Annotated in this window: 22 protein-coding genes; 13 read left to right on the top strand and 9 right to left on the bottom strand. The window is 61.5% G+C overall.

The window, feature by feature from the left end:
- Positions 1–20 precede the first annotated feature (20 nt).
- A complete protein-coding gene (locus ACP7A2_RS14955) occupies positions 21–1,118 on the bottom strand; it encodes a carboxynorspermidine decarboxylase (protein ID WP_426134820.1) in 1,098 nt (365 codons plus the stop codon).
- Positions 1,119–1,463: 345 nt separating this feature from the next.
- On the opposite strand from ACP7A2_RS14955, the gene ACP7A2_RS14950 reads away from it, so the two are divergent.
- Genes ACP7A2_RS14950 through ACP7A2_RS14925 form a run of 6 tightly spaced genes read left to right on the top strand, consistent with a single transcriptional unit; the run spans position 1,464 to position 6,940 of the window.
- Positions 1,464–2,483, top strand: a complete 1,020-nt coding sequence (locus ACP7A2_RS14950; protein WP_426134819.1) for a LacI family DNA-binding transcriptional regulator — start codon at positions 1,464–1,466, stop codon at positions 2,481–2,483.
- Positions 2,467–3,471, top strand: a complete 1,005-nt coding sequence (locus tag ACP7A2_RS14945; protein ID WP_348059581.1) for an ABC transporter substrate-binding protein — start codon at positions 2,467–2,469, stop codon at positions 3,469–3,471. The genes ACP7A2_RS14950 and ACP7A2_RS14945 overlap by 17 nt, the downstream gene beginning before the upstream one ends.
- The gene (locus ACP7A2_RS14940; RefSeq protein WP_375069011.1) at positions 3,472–4,281 is read left to right on the top strand and encodes an ABC transporter permease; all 810 of its coding nucleotides are present in this window, start codon (positions 3,472–3,474) and stop codon (positions 4,279–4,281) included.
- Positions 4,278–5,072 (top strand): ABC transporter permease, encoded by a 795-nt coding sequence (locus ACP7A2_RS14935; protein WP_348059579.1) that lies wholly within the window; start codon positions 4,278–4,280, stop codon positions 5,070–5,072. The genes ACP7A2_RS14940 and ACP7A2_RS14935 overlap by 4 nt, the downstream gene beginning before the upstream one ends.
- Entirely contained in the window at positions 5,069–6,100 is a 1,032-nt protein-coding gene (locus ACP7A2_RS14930; RefSeq protein WP_426134818.1) for an ABC transporter ATP-binding protein, read from the top strand. Before ACP7A2_RS14935 ends, ACP7A2_RS14930 begins: the two co-directional genes overlap by 4 nt.
- A 9-nt stretch (positions 6,101–6,109) precedes the next feature.
- A complete protein-coding gene (locus tag ACP7A2_RS14925) occupies positions 6,110–6,940 on the top strand; it encodes a phosphodiesterase (protein ID WP_426134849.1) in 831 nt (276 codons plus the stop codon).
- A 22-nt stretch (positions 6,941–6,962) separates the two neighbouring features.
- Here the strand turns inward: ACP7A2_RS14925 and ACP7A2_RS14920 are convergent, their stop codons facing one another.
- Positions 6,963–8,606 carry a sensor domain-containing diguanylate cyclase gene (locus ACP7A2_RS14920; RefSeq protein WP_426134817.1) on the bottom strand — a complete coding sequence of 548 codons (1,644 nt, stop codon included), beginning with the start codon at positions 8,604–8,606 and terminating at the stop codon, positions 6,963–6,965.
- 268 nt (positions 8,607–8,874) lie between these two features.
- On the opposite strand from ACP7A2_RS14920, the gene metE reads away from it, so the two are divergent.
- From metE to yfcF, 3 genes are all read left to right on the top strand, one after another.
- Positions 8,875–11,163: a 5-methyltetrahydropteroyltriglutamate--homocysteine S-methyltransferase gene (gene metE / locus ACP7A2_RS14915; protein WP_426134816.1), complete on the top strand. Its 2,289-nt coding sequence runs from the start codon at positions 8,875–8,877 to the stop codon at positions 11,161–11,163.
- A gap of 440 nt (positions 11,164–11,603) precedes the next feature.
- On the top strand, positions 11,604–12,461 hold the full coding sequence (locus tag ACP7A2_RS14910; RefSeq protein ID WP_426134815.1) for a hypothetical protein: 858 nt from the start codon (positions 11,604–11,606) through the stop codon (positions 12,459–12,461).
- A 182-nt stretch (positions 12,462–12,643) separates the two neighbouring features.
- On the top strand, positions 12,644–13,276 hold the full coding sequence (gene yfcF, locus ACP7A2_RS14905; RefSeq protein WP_426134814.1) for a glutathione transferase: 633 nt from the start codon (positions 12,644–12,646) through the stop codon (positions 13,274–13,276).
- On the opposite strand, the gene ACP7A2_RS14900 is transcribed toward yfcF, so the two are convergent.
- Entirely contained in the window at positions 13,251–13,523 is a 273-nt protein-coding gene (locus tag ACP7A2_RS14900) for a hypothetical protein (RefSeq protein WP_426134813.1), read from the bottom strand. The genes yfcF and ACP7A2_RS14900 overlap by 26 nt on opposite strands.
- Before the next feature lie 132 nt (positions 13,524–13,655).
- Between ACP7A2_RS14900 and ACP7A2_RS14895 the strand changes: the two genes are divergently transcribed.
- Together ACP7A2_RS14895 and ACP7A2_RS14890 are read left to right on the top strand one after the other, a co-directional pair.
- The gene (locus tag ACP7A2_RS14895; protein WP_375069026.1) at positions 13,656–14,300 is read left to right on the top strand and encodes an ATPase; all 645 of its coding nucleotides are present in this window, start codon (positions 13,656–13,658) and stop codon (positions 14,298–14,300) included.
- 45 nt (positions 14,301–14,345) lie between these two features.
- Positions 14,346–14,687 (top strand): hypothetical protein, encoded by a 342-nt coding sequence (locus ACP7A2_RS14890; protein WP_426134812.1) that lies wholly within the window; start codon positions 14,346–14,348, stop codon positions 14,685–14,687.
- A gap of 132 nt (positions 14,688–14,819) precedes the next feature.
- Here the strand turns inward: ACP7A2_RS14890 and ACP7A2_RS14885 are convergent, their stop codons facing one another.
- Together ACP7A2_RS14885 and ACP7A2_RS14880 are read right to left on the bottom strand one after the other, a co-directional pair.
- Complete coding sequence (locus ACP7A2_RS14885) at positions 14,820–15,566, bottom strand: creatininase family protein (RefSeq protein WP_426134811.1); 747 nt, start codon at positions 15,564–15,566, stop codon at positions 14,820–14,822.
- Positions 15,567–15,595: 29 nt separating this feature from the next.
- On the bottom strand, positions 15,596–16,309 hold the full coding sequence (locus ACP7A2_RS14880; RefSeq protein WP_348059557.1) for a murein L,D-transpeptidase catalytic domain family protein: 714 nt from the start codon (positions 16,307–16,309) through the stop codon (positions 15,596–15,598).
- 39 nt (positions 16,310–16,348) lie between these two features.
- Here ACP7A2_RS14880 and ACP7A2_RS14875 point away from each other — a divergent pair, with 39 nt between their 5' ends.
- Positions 16,349–17,947 carry a L,D-transpeptidase family protein gene (locus tag ACP7A2_RS14875; RefSeq protein ID WP_426134810.1) on the top strand — a complete coding sequence of 533 codons (1,599 nt, stop codon included), beginning with the start codon at positions 16,349–16,351 and terminating at the stop codon, positions 17,945–17,947.
- A gap of 245 nt (positions 17,948–18,192) precedes the next feature.
- On the opposite strand, the gene ACP7A2_RS14870 is transcribed toward ACP7A2_RS14875, so the two are convergent.
- Both ACP7A2_RS14870 and ACP7A2_RS14865 read right to left on the bottom strand, forming a co-directional pair.
- Positions 18,193–18,702: an AAA family ATPase gene (locus ACP7A2_RS14870; RefSeq protein ID WP_426134809.1), complete on the bottom strand. Its 510-nt coding sequence runs from the start codon at positions 18,700–18,702 to the stop codon at positions 18,193–18,195.
- Positions 18,703–18,744: 42 nt separating this feature from the next.
- Positions 18,745–19,773, bottom strand: a complete 1,029-nt coding sequence (locus tag ACP7A2_RS14865) for an alginate lyase family protein (protein WP_426134808.1) — start codon at positions 19,771–19,773, stop codon at positions 18,745–18,747.
- Between the two features lie 109 nt (positions 19,774–19,882).
- Between ACP7A2_RS14865 and dapF the strand changes: the two genes are divergently transcribed.
- Complete coding sequence (gene dapF, locus ACP7A2_RS14860) at positions 19,883–20,686, top strand: diaminopimelate epimerase (protein ID WP_426134807.1); 804 nt, start codon at positions 19,883–19,885, stop codon at positions 20,684–20,686.
- Between the two features lie 218 nt (positions 20,687–20,904).
- Here the strand turns inward: dapF and ACP7A2_RS14855 are convergent, their stop codons facing one another.
- Entirely contained in the window at positions 20,905–22,038 is a 1,134-nt protein-coding gene (locus ACP7A2_RS14855) for a PAS domain-containing sensor histidine kinase (RefSeq protein WP_426134806.1), read from the bottom strand.
- The gene (locus tag ACP7A2_RS14850; protein WP_426134805.1) at positions 22,028–22,843 is read right to left on the bottom strand and encodes an alpha/beta fold hydrolase; all 816 of its coding nucleotides are present in this window, start codon (positions 22,841–22,843) and stop codon (positions 22,028–22,030) included. The genes ACP7A2_RS14855 and ACP7A2_RS14850 overlap by 11 nt, the downstream gene beginning before the upstream one ends.
- Positions 22,844–22,904: the final 61 nt, after the last annotated feature.

The following is a 22,904-nucleotide window of genomic DNA, read 5'->3' as shown; positions in this document are numbered from 1 at the left end:
TCTCTCCTTTATCCGCCAGCTTACGAAAGGCTGGACAGGTAGTCGTCGTAACCAAATTCACGAACCACTTCGACTGTACCGTCGAGTTGTTTCACTACGATGGACGGCATTTTCAGGCCGTTGAACCAGTTTTTCTTGACCATGGTGTAGCCCGCGGTGTCGATAAACGACAGCCGATCGCCGATGGCCAACGGACGATCAAATTGGTATTCGCCGAAGATGTCCCCGGCCAGGCAGGATTTGCCGCACACCATCACGGTGTGTTCGCCGTCGCTCGGCGCCAGCTTGGCGTTGAGGCGGTAGATCAGCAGGTCCAGCAGGTGGGCTTCGATGGAGCTGTCGACCACGGCGAGGTTTTTGCCGTTGTAGAGGGTGTCGAGTACGGTCACTTCCAGCGAGGCGCTGTTGGTGATCGCCGCTTCACCCGGTTCCAGGTACACCTGCACGTCGTATTTCTGCGAGAACGCTTTGAGGCGCTGGCAGAACGCGTCGAGGGCATAGCCTTCGCCGGTAAAGTGGATGCCACCGCCGAGGCTGACCCAGTTGACCTTGTGCAGCAGCGCGCCGAAGCGTTCTTCGATGGTGCCGAGCATCTTGTCGAACAGGTTGAAGTCACCGTTCTCGCAATTGTTGTGGAACATGAAGCCGGAGATTTGATCAATCACGCCTTCGATTTTCACCGGGTCCCATTCGCCCAAACGGCTGAACGGGCGCGCCGGGTCGGCCAGCAGGTAGTCGGAGCTGCTCACCTGCGGGTTCACACGCAGGCCACGGGTTTTGCCTTCGGACCGCTCGGCAAAACGTTGCAGTTGGCTGATGGAGTTGAAGATGATCTTGTCGCAGTTCTGCAGCATCTCTTCAATTTCGTCGTCGGCCCAGGCCACGCTGTAGGCGTGGGTTTCGCCTTCGAACTTCTGGCGGCCGAGCTTCAACTCATACAGCGACGACGACGTGGTGCCGTCCATGTATTCCTGCATCAGGTCAAACACCGACCAGGTGGCGAAGCACTTGAGGGCCAGCAGAGCCTTGGCGCCGGACTGTTCGCGCACGTAAGCAATCTTCTGCAAGTTGACCAGAAGCTTCTGTTTATCGATGAGGTAGTACGGCGTTTTGATCATTTTTGAGAGCCTGCGGCGGTGCCTGCCAAAAAAGGACACGCATTGTGCCCGCACTTGGATCGAATCGAAAGGTTAGCCAGCGGAAATTGCTGCGCCGGATTTTCAAGCATAGCGCAGGAGTATGACTGTCTATAGGCACACACCGGCTCAATGTGGGAGCTGGCTTGCCTGCGATAGCGGTCTTTCAGTGCCGGCTGTATTGGCTGATCCACCGCTATCGCAGGCAAGCCAGCTCCCACCCTTGATTGCCACCCGCTGACATCAAACCGTCATCTCCCCACCACCGTCCTGCCACATTCCCTCGCTACTGTCCTCGCCAATGAGATCGATCTCAAGCGAGACACCATGACTGACCTTAAAGACGTTGCACGCCTGGCTGGGGTTTCCCGCGCAACCGCCGCGCGCACCTTTGCTTCCCCCGACCAGGTGCGCCCGACCACCCGCGAGCAAGTGTTTTCCGCCGCCCGTGAGCTGGGCTTTCGGCCCAACTTGCTCGGCCGCCAACTGCGCCTGCAAACCACCCAGCTGATTGGTGTGGTGGTGCCCAACCTGTTGAACCCGGTGTTCGCCGAACAATTCCAGGCCATGGAGCGCGCCGCGCGGTTGCGTGGCTACAGCCTGTTGCTGGCGACCACCGACTACAGCAGCGAGCGCGAATGCATCGTGGTCGAAGAGCTGTTGCGCCAGCGTGTCGATGGGCTGGTGCTGACGGTCACCGATGCCGAAAGCAACAGCGTGCTCAGCAGCCTGAACACCGAACAAACACCCTTCGTGCTGGCGTACCACCAGCCGAGCAACCCCAATTACAGCGCCGTGTCGGTCGACAACCGCGCGGGCATGGCCATGGCCACGCGGTACCTGCTCGACACCGGGCACCGGCGTATCAGCATGGTCGCCGGGCCTGCGTTGCAGTCTGACCGCGCGCGCCTGCGTTACGCAGGCTATTGCGACGCGATGAACGACTACGGTCTCGATAGCCGGCCGGTGATCGAAATGCCGGCGCATACCCAGGCCGAATTCTCCGCCATCGCACCTTATCTGCAAGGTCCGCAGGCGCCCACCGCATTGGTCTGCTCCAACGATTTTCTGGCGATCAGCCTCATTGCTGAACTGCGCCGCAACGCCTGGAACGTGCCCGAGCAACTCTCGGTGATGGGCTTCGACGGCATTGCCCTCGGCACGCAGATGCACCCGACCCTGTGCAGCGTGGTGCAGCCCATCGCGCTGCTCGCTAGCACGGTGATTGATCAACTGCTGGCGCAAATCGCCGGCAACGTCCCGATTTCCCACTGCCTGCCTTGCCATATCCGGCCCGGCGAAAGCACTCAACCCCATGAGGAGACGCCTGATGCGCGCGTTCAGTAAAACCCTGGCAGCCGTGCTGCTGTGCGGCGTGGCCAGCCTGGCCCAGGCCGCCGAGACTGCGATTTGCTACAACTGCCCGCCGGATTGGGCCGACTGGGGCACCCAACTCAAGGCCATCGCCGCCAGCACCGGCGTGCACGTGCCGCTGGACAACAAGAACTCCGGCCAATCCCTGGCCCAATTGGTGGCCGAGAAAGCCGCGCCGGTGGCCGACGTGGTGTATTACGGCGTGACCTTCGGCTTGCAGGCGCAAAAAGCCCAAGTGGTCGATACCTACAAACCCAAAAACTGGGAGCAGATTCCCGACGGCCTCAAAGACCCGGCCGGCCACTGGTTCGCGATTCATTCCGGCACTTTGGGCATCATGGTCAACGTCGATGCGCTGGGCGGCCTGCCAGTGCCGCAAAGCTGGGCCGACCTGCTCAAGCCTGAATACAAAGGCATGGTTGGCTACCTGGACCCGTCCAGCGCCTTCGTCGGCTATGTCTCGGCAGTCGCGATCAACCGCGCGTTGGGCGGCGACCTCGACAACTTCGCCCCGGCCATCGACTACTTTCAGAAGCTGGCAAAAAACGCCCCCATCGTGCCCAAGCAAACCGCCTATGCGCGGGTGCTGTCCGGTGAGTTGCCGATTCTCGTGGACTACGACTTCAACGCCTACCGTGCCCGCTACAAGGACAACGCCAACGTCGCCTTCGTGATTCCCAAAGAAGGCAGCATCAGCGTGCCCTACGTGATGAGCCTGGTGGCCAACGCACCGCACCGCGCGAATGCCGAAAAGCTCCTCGATTTTGTGCTGTCCGACGAGGGCCAGGCACTCTGGGCCAAGGCCTACCTGCGCCCGGTGCGCCCGATGAAGATGCCGGCTGAGGTGGCCGCGCAGTTCCTGCCCGACAGCGACTACGCCCGCGCCGGTGTCGTGGACTACGAAAAAATGGCCGCCGTGCAGGAAGCCTTCGCCGCCCGTTACCTGAGCGAGGTGAAATAAGTGAACAGGCACGCCGCCTGGGCGTTGGCCCCCGCGTTCGCCGTGCTGCTCGCGTTCTGGCTGTTGCCGTTGGCCCATTTGATCGTACTCGGCACCCAAAGCCGTGACGACAACGGCAGCGGTTACTGGCAGGTGCTGAGCAGCGCGCAGTATGTGGGCAGCCTGGGGCAAACGCTGGTGCTGGCTGTGGTGGTGACGCTGGTCGCCTTATTGATCGGTGGCATCAGCGGCGTATTCCTTGCCCGCCAGCAGTTCTTCGGGCGCTCGGCGCTGGTGGCGTTGCTGACATTCCCGCTGGCGTTTCCCGGCGTGGTGGTGGGCTTTCTGGTGATCCTATTGGCCGGGCGCCAGGGCCTGTTCGCCGCCCTGGGCCTGCAACTGGCGGGTGAGCGCTGGATTTTTGCGTATTCATTGGCGGGGCTGTTCGTGGGCTACCTTTACTTCTCGATTCCTCGGGTGATCCTCACCGTGATGGCCGCCTGCGAAAGCCTCGACCGCAGCCTCGAAGAGGCCGCGCATTCACTCGGGGCAGGGCATTGGCGCGTGGTGTGCGACGTGATCGTGCCCGGCCTCGCGCCGGCCTTGGCGTCATGCGGCGCGATCTGTTTTGCCACGTCCATGGGCGCCTTCGGCACCGCTTTTACCCTGGGCACACGGCTCAACGTCACCCCGGTGGCGATCTACAACGTGTTCACCAACTACGCCAACTTTGCCGTCGCCGCTGCGCTCTCGGTGGTGCTCGGTGCGGTGACGTGGGCGGTGTTGCTGCTCACGCGCCGCCTGGTGAAAAACGCGGGGACCGTCCTGTGAAGCGCTCACCGTTGTTCGTGATTCAACTGCTGTTCACCACGCTGGTGTGCGCCTTCATGTTGGTGCCGGTGGTGATGTCGCTGCTCGCCGGGCTGACCCGAAATTTCTTCGTCGGCCTGTCCAGCGGCCTGACGTTCGATTGGCTGATTCAGGTGTGGCAGGCCTATTCGCCCACCGTGTGGCTGTCACTGCAACTGGCGCTGGCCTGCGCGGTGTGCGTCTGCGTGATCGGCGTGCCGGCGGCCTACGCCCTGGTGCGCATGAATAACCGCTTCAGCCGCGCCTTCGAGGAGTTGATGGTGCTGCCGGTGGCCATGCCGGGGTTGGCCAGTGCCTTGGCGCTGCTGTTGACCTACGGCCAGTTCGGCAGCTTTCGCAGCAGCTGGCTGTTCATCCTCGTCGGCCATGTGCTGTTCACCTTGCCGTTTCTGGTACGGCCGGTGATGGCGGTGATGCAACGCCAGCAACTGCCGGTGCTGGAAGAGGCGGCGGCCAGCCTCGGTGCCGGGCCGCTCAAGCGCTTTTTCAGCGTGGTGGTGCCCAATTGCCGCGCGGGGATTCTGGCGGGCGTGCTGATGGTGGTCACCTTGTCCCTGGGTGAATTCAACCTGACCTGGATGCTGCACACGCCGATGACCAAAACCTTGCCCGTGGGCCTGGCCGACAGCTACGCCTCGGCGCGCCTGGAAATCGCCAGCGCCTACACCCTTATCTTTTTGCTGATGATCGTGCCGCTGCTGATCGCGCTGCAGGCCATCAGTGCTCGTTTGTCCCGTGGAGAGCGTCGATGACCGCTATCACTATCCGCCTGCAAGGCTGTCGCAAGGCGTTCGCCGATGGCACCGTTGCCGTGCACGACTTGAACCTGACCGTCGAAGGCGGCGAAACCCTGGCCATTCTCGGCCCGTCGGGCTGCGGCAAAACCACCACGTTGCGCCTGATTGCCGGCCTGGAACGCCCGCATGTCGGCCAGGTGTTTTTCGGTGAACAGGACGTGACGCGCCTGCCCATCGAACGCCGCGACGTGGGCATGGTGTTCCAGAACTACGCGCTGTTTCCCAACCTGGATGTGGCCGGCAATATTGTTTACGGCTTGAAGGTGCGCGGCATCGCTGCGCCCGAGCGCAACAAGCGCTGCGAAGAGTTGCTGGAGTTAGTGGGGTTGCAGAACCACGGCAAGCGCAGCATCCATGAATTGTCCGGCGGTCAGCGTCAGCGTGTGGCGTTGGCTCGCGCCCTGGCGCCAAGGCCCAAAGTGCTGCTGCTGGATGAACCGTTGGCCGCCCTCGACGCGCAGTTGCGTGAGCGCCTGCGCAGTGAACTGGACCAGTTGCTGCGCGGCCTCGGCATCACCTCGGTATTCGTCACCCATGATCAGGGCGAAGCCATGGCCCTGGGGGACCGCATTCTGGTGATGGAGCAGGGCCGCGTTGCGCAGCTGGCCAGCCCACGCGAGATTTACCAGCAACCGGCCAACGCGTTTGTGGCGGGTTTCGTCGGCAACCTCAATGCCTTCGCGGTGCTTGAGCAGTCAGCCACCGGCCTGAAAGTGTGCGGCGGCGAATTGCCGTGGCATGAAGCCAACGTGCCGAACACCCTGTACTGCCGCCCCGAACACTTGCGCGTGATGGAGCGCGAAGGGCACTTGCACGGCCATCTGGTTGCGCAGTTTTTCCAGGGCGCTCAAAGCCGTCTGCTGGTGGACGTCGGCGGCCCACAACCGTTGCTGGTCGACAGCCACGACAACCACCTTTACAGCGTCGGCGCGCCGATCGCCCTGGCCGTTGCGCCGCACATGTTGTTCACCCTGAATGCCTGAGAATTTATGTTGAATCGTCCCTTTGTTGTCGCGCACATCAGCGACCTGCACCTTAAAGCCGGCCAGCGCCTCACCTACGGCGTTGTCGATACCCTGGGCGCGCTGCGTCGTGCCGTCGACCACCTGAACGCCAGCCAGCCCCGGCCCGACATTGTGGTGATCAGCGGCGACCTGGTGGATTTTGGCCGCGCCGATGAATACGCCGTGCTGCACCCCGAACTTGCGCGCCTGCACATGCCTTGCTACCTGGTGCCCGGTAACCACGACACCCGCGGGCCAATGCTCGATGCGTTCCGCGATCACCGCTACTTGCCGGCGTCGGCCGAAGCGCCGCTGGACTGGGTGGTGGACGAGCATCCGCTGCGCCTGATCGGTCTGGATTCGACCATCCCCGGCGGCCATGGCGGGCAGTTGTCGGGCCGCCAATTGCAGTGGCTGGACGAGCAACTGGCGCTGCGCCCAGACACGCCGACCTTGCTGATTCTGCATCACCCGCCGTTTATCAGCGGCATCGGCCACATGGACCGCGAACCCTTCATCAATGCCGCCGGCCTGGAAACAGTCGTCGCCCGTCATCCGCAGGTGGAACGCCTGCTGTGCGGTCACTTGCACCGGCCGATGCAGCGGCGATTCGGCGGCAGCGTGAGTTGTGTGTGCCCCGGCACCTCCCACCAGATCGTGCTCGACCTGCAAGCCACCGCGCCCGCGCATTTCAACCTGGAGCCTGCGGGGTACCTGCTGCACCGGTGGGACGGGCAGGGGCTGGTTAGCCATAACGGCGTGTTTGGGGAGTATGCGGGGCCGTATCCTTTCTATGATGCGCAGGGGTTGATCGACTGACCTTGCCACAGTGCCGGGAGGGTTATGCCACCCGGTTTCTGCCTGCGGCCTTGGCTTCATACAATTGCATGTCTGCGCGCTTGAGCAGCCCCAGCGAATCACGGTCTGAGGGTTCGGCGATGCCGACGCCGATGCTCACGGTGAGTTGGCCCACTTGCGGAAAATTCGCCGCCGCAATGGCCGCGCGGATTTTTTCGGCGACCACCTCCGGGCTGTCCGGCTCTTCGACTTCCGGCAGCAACACCGCAAACTCTTCACCGCCATAGCGCGCTACAAAGTCGGTGGCGCGAGTGGTGCTTTCGATCAGCGCCGCGAGTTGGCACAGCACCTCGTCACCGACCGCGTGGCCGTAGGTGTCGTTGACGCGTTTGAAGTAGTCGGCGTCGATCAGCAGCAGGGCAAAGGTGCGGCCGGTGCGCTGGAACAGCAGGCTATTCTCGGCGAGTTTTTCGTCGAAACGGCGGCGGTTGTAGACGCCGGTCAGCGCGTCGTGGGTGGCCAGTTTCAGCAGGTCGGCATTGGCTTGGGTGAGGTCGGCGGTGCGCTGCACCACGGTAGCTTCCAGGGACGCATTGGCTTCTTGCAGCTCGCGCTCCTTGTTGAGCAGTGACTGGGTCATGCTGCTGATGGACTGGCCCAGTTGGGCGATTTCCAGTACCGCATGCTCCTGGTGGAATACCGCGCCGGGTTTTTGCTCCTGCACCTGTTTGGCCGACCGGGCCAGCCGCTCGATGGGTTTGCTCAGGGTCAGCGACAGGTAATAAGCCACCACGGTGATGAGGATGGCCGCCAGCACGCCGAGTATCAGCAATTTGTTCAGCAGCACCCGCGCCGGTTGCAGTGCGATGTCCAGCGGTTGGCGCACCACGATGTACCAGGACAGGTTGGCGTTGGACGGGCTCGGCACGGCAACAGACGCACTGACGTAACCCTCATCAGTAGTCCAGCCGGAGGGCGAGTTCAGGCTGTCTTTTTGCATTTGTTGGCCGGCGAGCGTCTCGGGGTAGAGCACCTTGCCGTCGAAATCGATAATCAGCGCCTGAAGATCGGGCGCAGTGTTTTTTTGCATCACCGCCGAATCAACGATCTGCGTCACCCAGTTCCAGTGCGCATGGGCGCCGAGCACGCCAATCGTCTTGCCGTTGGCGTCTCGGATCGGCGCGGCGAAGTCGATAAAGCGCAGCGGTTCGCCATTCTCCGAGCCGGGCAGCAGCTTGGCGAGCAGTACGGCTTCGTGGGGATCACCGGTGTATTCGCCCCGCATGCCCGCCTGGAACCACGGGCGCGGTGCAACCGATTGGTTGACCAGCAAACCGTTCACCGCCTGGTGCACACGGCCTTCGGCGTCAGCCACGCCCATCCACGCGTACTCGGCGCGCGATTGGGTGCGCAGCTGCATCAAGGTCATGATGTCGGGGTCGTCCAGATTGCCCCGGCGAAACAACGGCGCCTTGCTCAGCAACGACACTTCCAGCTGACGCTCGCGCAACTGCACAGCCAATAGTGCGGCGCTGGAGCGGGCGGTACTGAGCAGGGCGTTGCCGCTGGCCTGCTTTACCTGTTCCGTCGCGATATGCCCGACGTAAAACCCCACGCTGAGCAGGATGAGTAAGGACAAACCGGCAAACCACAGGGTCAGGTGAGTACGCAGACTGGCTTTGAGCATGGGGCACTGTCTTGGGTGGTGAGTGATCGCATGGTAGGCGTAATGCCAGCAGCGGTGCCAGCGGTGGCGACCACAAACGTACAAGATTCCCCGATCCAGTTGCTCGATCCCAAGGGCATCGTGGCGGTGCTGCCGATTGCCGCGTTCTATGTGCATGCGATCCAAACATGAATGGATCTTGTGATGATCTGGAATAAAATGAGTTTGTCTCACGATTGCGCGCTGTCGACAATGGGTCCCATAAACGTACCTATTGGAGTTGTAAGTCATGGCAGTCGCTCATTCCCTTGGATTCCCGCGCATTGGGCGCGATCGTGAACTTAAAAAAGCGCAGGAAGCGTTTTGGAAGGGCGAACTCGACGAAGCCGGCCTGCGCGCCGTGGGCCGTGAGCTGCGCAAGGCCCATTGGGACCTGCAAAAAAACGCTGGCATCGAGTTGCTGCCCGCCGGTGATTTCGCCTGGTACGACCAGGTGCTGACCCACTCGCTGATGTTCGGCGTGATCCCCGAGCGTTTTCGCCCAGCCGACGGCAACGCCACGCTGCACACCCTGTTCGGCATGGCCCGTGGCGTCAGCAACAGCGGTTGCGGCGGTGCCCATGCTCAGGAAATGACCAAGTGGTTTGACACCAATTACCATTACCTCGTGCCTGAGTTCAGCGCTGACCAGCACTTCCACCTCGGCTGGGACCAGCTGTTTGAGGAAGTGCAGGAAGCCCGCGACCTCGGCCACACCGTCAAGCCCGTGGTGATCGGCCCGCTGACGTACCTGTGGCTGGGCAAGGCCAAGGGCGGTGACTTCGACACACTCGACCTGCTTGACCGCCTGCTGCCGCTGTATGGTCAGATCTTCCAGCGTCTCGCCGAGCTGGGCGTGGAGTGGGTGCAAATCGACGAGCCGATTTTGGTTCTGGACCTGCCGCAGGCGTGGAAAAACGCGTTTGAGCGTGCCTATAACCAGATCCAGCGTGACCCGCTGAAAAAGCTGGTGGCCACCTACTTCGGCGGCCTGGAAGAGAACCTCGGCCTGGCGGCAAACCTGCCGGTGGATGGCCTGCACATCGACCTGGTGCGTGCGCCGGAGCAATACCCGACCATCCTTGACCGTCTTCCGGCTTACAAAGTGTTGTCTCTGGGCATAGTGAATGGCCGTAACGTCTGGCGCTGCGACCTGGAAAACGCCCTGGCGACCTTGCAGCACGCCCATGAGAAATTGGGTGATCGCCTGTGGGTCGCGCCGTCCTGCTCCTTGCTGCACAGCCCGGTGGATGTGAGCCGTGAAGACGCGCTGGATGCCGAGCTGAAAAGCTGGCTGGCGTTTGCCGTGCAAAAGTGCGCTGAGGTGGCGGCTTTGGCTCACGCTGTCGATCAGCCTGAAGCGCCGAAGGTGCTGGCGGCTCTGGCCGAAAGCCGCGCCGTGCACGCTGCCCGCGCTGCCTCGCCGCGTATTCACAAGCCAGCGGTGCAAGCCCGGGTTGCGGCGATTACTGCCAGGGACAGCACGCGGCATTCGCTGTTTGCCCAGCGCATCGAGAAACAACGTGCCGGCCTGAACCTGCCGCTGTTCCCGACCACCACCATCGGCTCGTTCCCGCAAACTGCCTCGATTCGCCTGGCGCGTCAGTCATACAAGGCCGGCAAGTTGAGCGAAGCCGAATACGTCGAAGCCATGCACAGCGAGATCAAGCACGCCGTTGAGGTGCAGGAAAACCTCGGCCTGGACGTGCTGGTGCACGGTGAAGCCGAACGTAACGACATGGTCGAATACTTCGCCGAACAGCTCGACGGCTACGCGTTCACCCGTTTCGGCTGGGTGCAAAGCTACGGTTCGCGCTGCGTGAAACCGGCGGTGATCGTCGGTGACCTCAGCCGCCCGAAGGCCATGACGGTGGAGTGGACCCGCTACGCCCAAGGCCTCACTCACAAGGTGATGAAAGGCATGCTGACCGGCCCGGTGACTATGCTGATGTGGTCGTTCCCGCGCGAAGACGTGAGCCGCGAAGTGCAGGCGCGCCAATTGGCGTTGGCGATTCGTGATGAAGTGCTCGACCTGGAAGCCGCCGGCATCAAGATCGTGCAGATCGACGAGGCGGCCTTCCGCGAAGGCTTGCCGTTGCGCCAGGCGCAGTGGCAGCCCTACCTGAACTGGGCGACCGAAGTGTTCCGCCTGTGCGCCTCGGGTGTGCGTGACGAAACCCAGGTTCACACGCACATGTGCTACAGCGAGTTCAACGACGTGATCGAGTCGATCGCGGCGATGGATGCCGACGTGATCACCATCGAAACGTCACGTTCGGACATGGAGCTGCTCGACGCGTTCGAAGCCTTCGCCTACCCGAACGACATCGGCCCCGGCGTTTACGATATCCATTCGCCACGGGTGCCGGAGGCTTCGGAAATGGCTGACTTGCTGCGCAAAGCCGCCAAGCGAATTCCGGTAGCGCGGTTGTGGGTCAACCCGGATTGCGGCCTGAAAACCCGTGGCTGGGCGGAGACGGAAGCGGCGTTGATTCACATGGTCACCGCCGCCCGGCAACTGCGTGCCGAATTTGCCTGATACAACCCCTGATCTTTGTGGAGAGCGGGCTTTCTGTGGAGAGTGGGCTTGTTGTGGCGAGCGGGCTTGCCCCGCGTTGGGCTGCGAAGCGGCCCCAAAGCCAGCCAACCCATTCTGTCTGATGTTTTGCATGAGCCTGAATGGGGCTGCTTCGCAGCCCAACGCGGGGCAAGCCCGCTCGCCACAACAGTTGTGTTCCACAGAAATAGCTGACCTTACGCTTGATCAAGAGCGGACATTTTGAACAAGGGAAGGCTTGCAAGTTCGGCGTCGGGTAGCGCTTGTGTGGCAGGTTTTTTGTAGATAAACCTGTTAACACTGACAGTAGACTGAGTACTGGATTGGGTATCTAGTGATGGTAAGTCGGCCTCTCACAAAAGCAGATGAGCGTTATCACCCAGCCTGTGCGATGAACGCCCAAGGCGATAGGAGTGTCAATCATGTCTGATTCAACCGAGTCTTCGCGTGAAGTATGCTGCACTGTGAATCTTGAGAATTGCCATGAACACCATGACGGCTGTTCTGAGCACGGTCATGAGGTGCATGTACATGTTCATGTGCATCATCATTGCTGCCGCGCCGCGCCAGTCAAGCCGGATACGTTGCCTATTATCAGGATCGGATATTCAGGTCTCATAGCAATTGGGGTACCCAGCTATCCTAATTTACTGACTCAAATTAAAGCCCCTTCAAACTACGGGCCGAAGGGGACTTATAATAAGATCCAGTCTGTAGAATTTGCAGATGCTACGGCAGATCTAGGTTCTTCATCATTAACAGTGACTCAACTAAGAGATAAATATGATCTACTTTCCATTGGTCTTCATGGTGTTGCAGTAGTAGAAGCAGTCAGGTTGAAAGAGTATGTAGATTTAGGAGGCGCTGTGATATTAGCGTGTGACCATTCTCCGACTCCAAGCGTGATTAATGTTCTACAGCAATTTGGACATACCGGTGACTTTTCGAAATCTATTACTGGTGCTTACAGTGGGGTGTCTTCTACGACGGAAAATTTAAGCAGCTATTTTGGTAGCTCAACTGGAGTGCCGCTTAAGGGGCAATCAGGAATAACGATAACTGCTGCACAACTGCCTTCCGGGAGCAGAGTCTTTGCTACGTATGGTGCCAATGTGCTTTGTTGGAGTGTAGGCGGGATGCAGGATCGAGTATTTGGATTGGCTGACATAGAACTCACAGTAGCAGATGTTGCAGGAACTGGAGTCGAAACCGTACAAGAGAAATTCCTCCATAACTTGATTGCGCGTATTTTCGATCAGGTTTTGAAAGTGTCGAAATAATTGGTTATATCATTATGGCTGGCAGGTCAAATGATAAACGTGGGGACATGCTGAAAATATCCGCGCCATTATCACCAGCCATTGTTGTAGGCATTCCCAACAGGAATGCCCCCATAAAAACCGCGCATTGTCTTTCTGACCGCCGATCTCGTAGCGTGGGCTTCTACTCAAGGAGACTCGCCATGAACCGACCTTCGTTGCGCCTATACGTCGATGCCCAATTCACCAGCCCCTACGCGATGGCGGCGTTTGTCACCCTGCGCGAAAAAGGCCTGGCGTTCGACACGCTGACCGTGGACCTCGACACCGCACAACACCAGACGCCAGCATTTGCCCAACTGTCGTTGACCCGTCGCGTGCCGACATTGGTAGACGGCGACTTTGCGTTGTCGGAATCTTCCGCGATCTGCGAATACCTGGAGCAGGTGTATCCCGATACGCCGGTGTACCCGGCCGACCCGAAACAGCGGGCGAGGGCGCGACAGGTGCAGGCGTGGTTGCGCAGCGATTTGCTGCCGATTCGCCAGGAGCGTTCGACGCTGGTGGTGTTCTACGGCCAGAGCATGCCGCCGCTGTCACCCGTGGCGCAGGTCGCTGCGAACACGCTGATCAATGCGGCGCAGGTGCTGTTGGCGGGCAACCCTGCGTACCTGTTTGGCCAATGGTCGATTGCTGACGTGGACCTGGCCGTGATGCTCAATCGCCTGATTCTCAATGGCGACAGCGTGCCAGCCGAGTTGGTGGACTACGCGCAGCGCCAGTGGCAGCGGCCTGCGGTGCAGGAATGGGTCAATCAGCGGCGCCCGGCACTTTGATGCTTGATGCCTCTCGCGCCACACGCCGGTCCAAGTCTTCCCAATCGGCCATGCCCAGCACGCGCATGGTGTTGAGGCCACGCAGGTAGCCGCGCAATTGCTGGGCGCTGGCGTAGGCCTGGTGCGGGGCGGCCGCCTCATCCAGCAACACGGTTTCATAGTCGACCAGGTAATCGGCGACCCGCTCGCGAAACTCCGGCAATACGGCTTCGCGGATGCGGTCGAAGGTTTTCTGGTGGGGCTTCATGGCGGGGTCCTTATCGGTTTTATGGGCGCACTATCGCTTCAGATAATAGTCACCATCACGTAACGCAAGTTCTGTTTTTACACCAAAAGCGCAGAATCACCTCCATCGAGACGCTGCTCAAGGAACTGCGCGATGAGGACGATTTTCCAGCTTGGCTTAATGATTGTGATGCTCGGCACTGCGGTGCTGGCGAACTCGGCGATTGCCGGTGATCTGCGTACGGGCCATTTGCTGCCCCTCGTCGGTAGCGTAGACTCCCTGGCGCGCGCGCAGTCGGTGGGTGTGCTGTACAGCGAAAACACCCGCGACAACCTCAGCTACCTTGAACGCTACCATGCCATGGCCTTGAACGGCGCCAGGAATGAGCTCGACGGGCGCATCCGCGAGGCGTTTGTCGACAGCTCCGATCCGGAGTTGGCCATTGATTGGTTGATGAATTCGTTGCAGGGCACGTTTTTGTCGGTAACGGTTTACAGCAGCCTGGACGAACTGGTGCAGGCGCACCCGGACGTGGTGGTGATGCTCGATACCCATAACCAGTTGCTGACCCAGCGCAACGACGTGGTCGAGGCCAGGTTTACCGCGCGGTTCTACGACGCGGACCTGCAATACATCGCCAAGGCAGAAGGCTCGATGCACAAGCAGGTGGCCTCGGTTTGGGTGCATGACAAGGCGGCCCCGGAAATTGCCGCGCAAATTGAACAGCAACGAGATGTACAGCTCGATGCCTTGAAGCAGTTCGACGCCTCGCTCAAGGCGTTGGTCCGCGAGGGATGACACGCGGATTGATGTGAACCCCATTGGCTTTTTTCAGGAATGTTTATGCGCTCTTTTTTCGTCCCGGCCGCGGTTGTTGCTTCTTTGTTGCTGACCGGTTGCATCACCGCTCCAAACGCTCCAAGCCTGACCCTGCAAACCGACAAGACGCCTGACGCCTACGTGCAGTGCGTGGTGCCCAAGCTTGAAAAGCACGGCATCACCGCGACCGTCACGCAGAACTCGCGCCACGTTAAGGTGGTGTTGACCAGCAAGATTGCTGCCGATGATGTGCTGGAGGCCTACAAGTCCCAGGACGGCACCAAGGTGTTTTTGTATGAGCGCAAGCCGCTGGCGTCGGCGATCAAGCCATCGCGGCTGGAGATGTCGGCTAAAGCCTGCCAGTAACCCCACGTCCTACATAGATCCAAATGTGGAAGCGGGCTTGCTCGCGAAAGCGGTGGATCAGTCAGTAATGTATTGACTGACACTGCGCCTTCGCGAGCAAGCCCGCTCCCACATTGTGTATTGTGTTTGGCTTTAAGGTTTTGCTTCGTTGCTGAAGCTGTTCACGGTGTTGACCAGCCCTTTGGCCGCCAAGGCCACCAACTCTCCGCCTTTTTCCACCGTCGCCAGCGCCGGGTCTGAGCCCATGCGGCCGTCGGGGAAGCGTGCGCGGAAGTCCAGGGCTTCGCGGATCGGCCCGGTGTTGGCGATTTGTGGCGAGTACTCGGCTGACTTGATCGAGCCTGGGTACGCCCACTGCGTCACGGCGATTTCCGACGGCGTGGCATGGCTGCCATGGCCGACCGGGAATTGGCGGTGGGCCAGGTCGTTGACGCCTTCCAGGTCCCACCAGTTAACCAGCTTGAGCGCAAAGCCGGCCGGGCGACGGGCGAAGCTTGCTTCGGCGTACAGCTCGGAAAACGCCGCTTCAATGGTCGCGACATTGCCGCCGTGGCCGTTCAGAAACAGGATCTTCTCGAAACCATGCCCGGCCAGCGAACGCACCCAGTCGCCAATCGCGGCGATAAAGGTGGAAGGGCGCAGCGAAATGGTGCCGGGAAAGCCCAGGTGATGCTGGGCCATGCCGATGTTGAAGGTCGGGCCGATCAGGATATCGGCGTTTTTCTGCGCCTCATGGGCGATGATTTCCGGGCACATCCAGTCGGTGCCCAGCAAGCCGGTGGGGCCGTGTTGCTCGTTGGAACCGATGGGGATCACCACCGTGCGGCTGCGTTCCAGGAATTGACCGATCTCGATCCAGGTGGACGTGTGTAAAAGCATTAGTTGCTCTCTTTTGTCTGTGGGACAGGCTAACCACCACGCAGTGTACGACTACTTGCCACTTGTTGGGGCTTGCAGTTCAAGTACGTCGACGACTTCAGCCAGCGCTGGTCGGGGTACCACGAGAACATGAACTGCCCATCCTTGAGCTTGTCCACCACTTGACGCGCAACTTGTGGGCGCACGGCGGGGCAACCCTGGCTGCGACCGATACGGCCTTCGCGCTTGCTCCAGGCCGAGTTTACGTAGTCGGCAGCGTGGATCACCAACGCGCGGTCGCGGGCCTGGTCGTTGAAGCCGGGCTCCAGGCCGTCCATGCGCAGCGAGTAGCCGTGGCTGCCCAGGTAACTTTCCTGGGTACGGAACAGGCCCAGGCTGGATTGGTGGCTGCCTTCGAGATTGGAGAACTGTGTGGCGAAGTTCTCGCCGGAGTTGGCCCCGTGGGCCACCAGGTCGCGCAGCACCAGGGTCTGCTTGCGCAAGTCGAAGATCCACAGCCGACGGGCGGTCGAGGGCTGTGAATAGTCAATCACGGCCAGGCGCTCCGAGCGTTCCTCGCCATTATTGACGGCGCACTGCACGGCGCTCAGGGCGCTTTTCAGTACGGTGGGATTGAGTTCTGGAGCCGAGCGCGCCAGGCTGCTATACAAAGTAGGTGGGTTACCATTGGCGGCGAGCGCAGAATTGCTCAACACAGCCAGGCTTAAGGTGATAAAACCCAGGCGGCACATAAAAGTCAGCATCTACAGAGCGTCCCCCGCTGTGGATTGGAGCAGAGCTAATTGTTCAAAAAACACGCATGTTACTTGAGCCTTTGCCTGCTCGTTGCACCACTGGTCGCGACAGCCGATGAGCTGCCGACCGAGCAGCCCGTAGAGGCTGTGCCGCTTGTCGCCATCAGCCCGGTGCAGCAGGCCCTTGGGCAATTGCTCAGCGTTTGCCCAAGCCTGGCCCCACACATCGACGCAGTCGCCCAATCGCGCTTGCAAGCCTTCTATCAGCTACAAGGTGATGTGCCGCTGTGGTCCGCCGACGATCGCCGCCAGGCCTTGCAAGCCCAGTTGCAGTTATTGGCCGACGACGGGCTGGACCCTACCCACTATAGCTTGCCTGCGCCGGATGCCACGGCCAACGTGCTGTGCAGCGATATCGACGTGAGCCGCCAGTACCTGCAAGCCCTGCAGGATTTGCACTTCGGGCGCTTGCAGCAATCGCGCTTTGAACCGCTGTGGCATTCCCAGCCGCCCACCCGCGACCCCAATACCGAGGTGCTGGCCTTTGCCGCCGTCGGTATGCAGGACATGGCCCAAGCCTTTGAACAGGCGCGTCCCAGTGCCGACCTGTATCGCAGTTTGCGCAATGCCTATTCCAGCGTGCGCCTGCAACCGTTGCCGCATTGGGACCCGGTCGCGACTGGCCCGCTGTTGCGCCCCGGCATGGAAGACCCGCGCGTGCCGGAACTGGCGCGACGCCTGGTCAGCGGTGGCTACCTGGACAAGGCGCCGGTTGGTGGCGGCAAGCAATACCGCGACGAGTTGGTCAAGGCGGTCAAGGCGTTCCAGCTCAGCCACTCGTTGCAAGCTGACGGCGTTATTGGCGCGGGCACTGTGGCTGAACTGAATATCAGCCCGACGGTGCGCCGCGAACAACTGCGCATCAACCTTGAACGCTTCCGCTGGCTGGCCCAGGACCTGGAGCCGGAAGGCGTGCTGGTCAACGTCGCCGCCGCGCAACTGAGCGTTTACCAGAGCGGCATTCCGGTGTGGCAGACCCGCCTGCAAGTCGGCCGTGCCGAGCGCCAGACGCCGCTGCTGAAGTCACGCATCACCCGGCTGACGCTCAACCCGACCTGGACCATTCCGCCGACCATCATGCGCGAGGACAAACTCCCGGCCATCCGCCTCAACCCCGAATACCTGCGCCAGCAAAACCTGCAAGTGCTCGACGCCGAAGGCCGCCCGCTGGCCCCCGAGCAAATCGACTGGGCGCACCCCGGTAACATTTTGCTGCGCCAGGAAGCCGGCCCGCGCAACCCGTTGGGCAAGATCGTGATGCGTTTCCCCAACCCCTACTCGGTGTATCTGCACGACACACCCAGCCAGCCGCTGTTTACCAAAGGCCCGCGCGCGTTCAGCTCCGGTTGCGTGAGGGTTGAGCAGCCGCTGTTGCTGCGCGACCTGCTGGTAAGCCCGGCCGAACGCACCCGCACCGACGAATTGCTCGCCACCGGCGTCACCCACGAATTCAGACTGGCCACCCCGGTGCCGGTGCTGCTGGGTTACTGGACGGTGGAAGTCAACCGCGACGGCGGGCTGGTGTACGCCCCGGACATTTACGCCCGGGATTTGGTGCTGATAAAAGCGATGGGAAGCGTGCTGTAAGCAGCGCACTCCCTTCTATGGCAAGTGAGCTTGTTGTGGCGAGCGGGCCTGTCGTGGCGAGCGGGCTTGCCCCGCGCTGGGCTGCGAAGCGGCCCTGACCCAGGCGCTGCGTTTCTTCAGATGGAATGTGTGCTTAGGGTTTGGGGCGGCTTCGCCACCCAACGCGGGGCAAGCCCGCTCGCCACAACAAGCCCGCTTGCGACGGAAAGTCTGGCCACCAGAACAGATCCGCTTACCACAGCAAGTCAGGTTGGCAGGGGGTTGAGCCGTGCCAGGAGAATTTCCAGCGACTGGGCGGGCGTTTTCAGGGAGGTGTCGATTGTCAGTGGCGGCTTGTCCCACACTTCGTACTCATGGGCCAACACGGAGTGCCAACCTGGCGGCTCCAGCCCTGGAATATCCCCGGTGCGCGCTTCTACGCGGCGCTGATGCTCCAGTCGATCAGAGCAAACCACCTGAATATCCAGACATTCAACACCCGCCATGGCAGCGGTAGCCTTCCATGCCTCCCGGCTCTCCCTGACTGGATTCACGCAGTCCGCAATCACCTTCTGCCCCAGGCGCAAATTACTCAGCGCCAATGCATTCGCCACCGCGTAACCACTGGCGCCAACATCCCCCGCCAATACGCCGGCATCCCGCAGCGCCTGCTCGATCACGTCGATGCGCAGGTAAACCGCGCCGGTGCGTTGCGCCAGTTCGCGGGCGATTGTGGTTTTGCCGCTGCCGGGCAGGCCGCTGAATACACTGAGCATCGTCAATCCTTTGAGAGGGGAGCCCGGCCAGTCTAGCGGCACTTATTTCAAATAGCAGGCACTGATCCAGTCTGCCGGGTGAGCCGCCAACTGCTTGGCCACTGGCAGGTAACGCGCGTCCAGCTGCGCCGCCAGCCAAAACAGCGTGGCGCTGCTTTTGGGTTGCCAGGTGCCGCTGTACCCGGCTTCGCCCACACCGGCGCGGTCTTTGTCGAACTGCACATGGGTGTGCACGAACTCCTGATGGCTGCGCTGCCCAGTCGCGTAGGGCACCAGCCAGTCGAGTGCGGCGCGCAGCGAGGCGCCGTTGGCGGTGAGGTTCAGCCATTCGCCGCCGTAGGGCTTGGCCGCCAGCGCCGCCTGCACCAACGGCTCCAGGTCGTAAACCACGTAATGCAAGGCATCGCGGTCTTGAAAGTCAGTCACCGAGCCATCGGGCAGCACGTTGTCAGCGATCTGCTGTTTGAACAGTTGATGGGCCTGCTCAAGCATCGCCTGGTCGCCGAGTGCGGCGGCCGCCACGGTCACCAGCTTGACGCGATGGCTCTGCCAGTTATTGGTTTGCGTGCCTTTTTTCTGCCCGTTGAATTGCTGGATATGGGCGATATAGCCATTGCTCAATGTACGGATCAAACGACGGCTCGCGTCCCGGGTTTCCAGGCGCAGATGATCGGCGGTGAGCGCATACGCATTGATCACCATATCCAGGTTGGTTTCATCAATCGGATTGAAATCCGGCTGATACACATCCGCCCACGCGGCCAGGTAAGTGTCGACTTGCTTGAGATAACGCGGGTCACCGCTCAACCGCCAGGCCAGCGCCGCCTGACGCATCACCGGCCAGTCTTTTTCGGCGGCGATGCTCTGCTCGCGGATGCCGTGGTTCGGCAACGTGCCCTCCGTGTGCAGATGCGCCAACGGCTGGGGTTGGTCGCCCAAGTGGCGTTGGGCGGCGGCGAGCAGGGCTGCGCTGGTCGGGTTTGACGCGACCGGCTGGCACACGTTGGCCGCCAGCGCTGCGTGTGAAAACGCCGCGAACACGGCGGACAATACGAAGGTGGCTGTTTTCATGGGCGGCTCGTGTGAACAGGATCGCGCCACGCTAGCACGCAGCCGAAACCGTCTGGATGAAACTGCCGTATGCTCAAGCGTCTATTCAGTTTCGACAACAGGAGTGTCCATGACCTTGCCGTTCGTGAAGATGCACGCCCATGGCGACGATTTCATCATCATCGACCGCCGTGGCCAGAGCGACCCGATCACCCGCCAAATCGCCCGCCAACTGGGCGACCGCCACACCGGCATCGGCTTCAACCAACTGGCGGTGATACTCGACTGCGAAGACGCCGCCGCCCGCATCAAATTCTGGAACCCCAACGGCACGCCTCTGCAAACCTGCGGCAGCGCCACCCGAGGCGTCGCCGACCGGTTGATGTTCGAGGCTGGCAGCGACGCCATCGTGCTGCGCACCGACCGCGGCCTGCTGACCTGCACGCGCGAATCCGGTCGGCGAGTGTCGGTGGATATGGGCGTGCCGTCGCTGGAGTGGGCGGCCGTACCCCTGGCGCAGGCGATGGACACCCTGTCATTGCCCCTCGACGGCAACCCGGCGGCGTGCAGCATGGGCAACCCGCACCTTACGTTTTTTGTGGACGACGTAGACGCCATCGACGTGGCGGCCGTAGGCCCGGCGCTGGAAACTCACCCGCTGTTCCCGGCCCAGACCAATGTGCATTTCGTGCAGGTTCTCGACCGAGGCCACATTCGCCTGCGCATCTGGGAGCGCGGCGGTGGAGTGCCGCTGGGGTCGGGTTCGTGCTGCTGCGGCGCGGTGGTCAACGGGATTCGGCGCGGTTTGCTCGATGACACGGTTGAGGTGCACTGCGACGGCGGCACGCTGACGGTGCAGTGGGATGGCAGCGGCGGGGTGGTGCTGATTGGCAGCGTGGAGCCGGTGATGCAGGGGACGGCGTATTTGAACTAAGGCCTTTTGATACCCGCTCGTCAAGGGCGAACACTGTAGCTTTGGCTGTAGTTGTCACTGTGGCGAGCGGGCTTGCCCCGCGTTGGGGTGCGAAGCAGCCCTAAAAGCTTGAACGCGGTGAGTCAGGCACTCTTCGGTCGCTGGTGTTAGGGCTGCTTCGCACCCCAACGCGGGGCAAGCCCGCTCGCCACAGAGGGCATGAAGACATTGAACGTAAACTAGAACGTCACGGTGAACGTTGTGCCCTTTGCTGTGCAGGAACTCACCGCCACATCGCCGCCGTGGACTTTGGCCAGTTCGCACACGATATACAGGCCAAGGCCGACGCTGCGCACTTCGCTGCCATGGTCGGTGCCACGGGTCATCGGCTCGAACAACACCGCCATCAGCGGCTCGGGAATCGCCGCGCCGTAGTTGTGCACCGAGACTTCGCAGCCATTGTCGTCAATGCGTGAGGTGATGGTGATCGGCTGTTGCAGGTCGCCATACGCGACGCTGTTGGCCACCAGGTTGCCGATGATCTGCTGCACACGGTCGGCATCCAGGCACGCCACGCCACGCCCTTCGGCGATGTGCTTCAGCGTGGCTTTGGGGAACGCCACGCGCAGTTCATCCACGGCGCGGTGGATCACGTCGTGCAAGTCCAACGGTGCGGTCTTGATGGTAATGCCCTGGCCGACCCGGGCCTGGGTGAAGTCCAGCAAGTCGTCGATCATGCGCTGCGCGCGCTCGGACGACTGGCCGATATGCCCCAGCAACTGGCGCTCCTTGGCCGTGCGCTCGCCACGGCCGAGAAAGTCCGACGCCATGCGAATGGCGGTCAGCGGGTTCTTCAAATCATGGCTGACAATCGCCACCATCTGCTCGGCAAACAGTGCGCGGCGCTGGGCGATGGCATAGGCCTCGCTCAACTCGGCCTGGGCTTGCTGCAGCGCCTGTTCAGTTGCGGTTTTTTCCTGCAACAAGGCTTCGGCCAGTTTGCGAGCGTTGAGCAGCTCGCGCTCGTACTTGTCGCGGTCGGTGGTGCCGAACAGCGCCAGGTCATACACCACGGCGTCGGCGGTCACGCGTTTGATGCCGTTGAGCAGCACCGTCACCTTGTGCCCGTCGCGGTGCAGCATGTCGAGCTTCACTTCGGTGACGCTGCCGCGCATGCGCAACATCGGCGCCAGGTGCGTCTGATGGAAAATCCGCCCGCCCATGGTCAGCAAGTCCTGAAAGCGCAGGCTGCACAGCTCGGCGCTGCAGAAACCCAGCCAGTCGCTGAAACGCGTATTGACTTGCAGGATCGTGCCGTCTTCGGCCGTAACGGCCAGCGCGCAGGCGGCGCTCTCGAACAGGTCAGCCGACATGGGCCACCGCCCACGGTGCCAAAAAGCGCTCCATGGCCTCGGCACAGGCTTGCGGCGCGCTCATGTGCGGGCAATGGCCGACGTTGTCCACCAGGCAATAGGTGCTGTTGGGCAACACGCTGTGCAGGTATTCGCCCACAACCACCGGGGCGATCAGGTCGTCGCTCGATTGCAGGATCAGCACCGGTGTGGTCAGGCCGATCACGTCCTGGCGGTTGTCCGACATAAAGGTGACGTGGGCAAACTGCTTGGCGATGTCTGGTTCGGTGCGGCAAAAGCTCTCGGTGAGTTCTTCGCTCAACGCCGGTTGCCCCGGCGCGCCCATGATGGCCGGGGCCATGGCGCTGGACCAGCCGAGGTAATTGCTGTCGAGGGTGTCGAGCAAGTCGTCGATGTCGCTGCGCTTGAAGCCGCCCACATAGCCTGCGTCATCGATATAGCGCGGTGACGGGCCGATCATCACATGAGCCGCGATGCGCCCGGGGGCCTGGCGGTCGGCGAGGGTGGCGATCATGGAGCTGACCGAGTGGCTCACCAGAATCACCGGGCCAACCGCAAATTCATCGATCAGCTCGTTCAAATCACCGGCGTAGCCTTCCAGGCTGCTGTATTTGGCCTTGTCGAACGCACTGAGGTCCGACAGCCCGGCGCCCACCAGGTCATACATGACCACGCGAAAGCGGTCGACAAACTGCGGCGCCAGGTAATTCCACATGGCCTGGCTGCAGCCGAAACCGTGGGAAAACACCAGGGTCGAGGTGCCGTTGCCCAGTATGGCGACATTGTTGCGGTGTTTCAGGCTCATGGACTTCTCGGTTATGGCGCTTTGCTATGTGTGCGGCAGTTTAGATAGTCAGCGCCGTGGG

This window comes from Pseudomonas sp. PWP3-1b2 (assembly GCF_049896045.1).
In the GTDB taxonomy this organism is placed as follows: Bacteria; Pseudomonadota; Gammaproteobacteria; order Pseudomonadales; family Pseudomonadaceae; genus Aquipseudomonas; species Aquipseudomonas antarctica_B.
The sequence above is the reverse complement of the archived record's forward strand: the minus strand, read 5'-3'. Positions and strand labels throughout refer to the sequence as shown.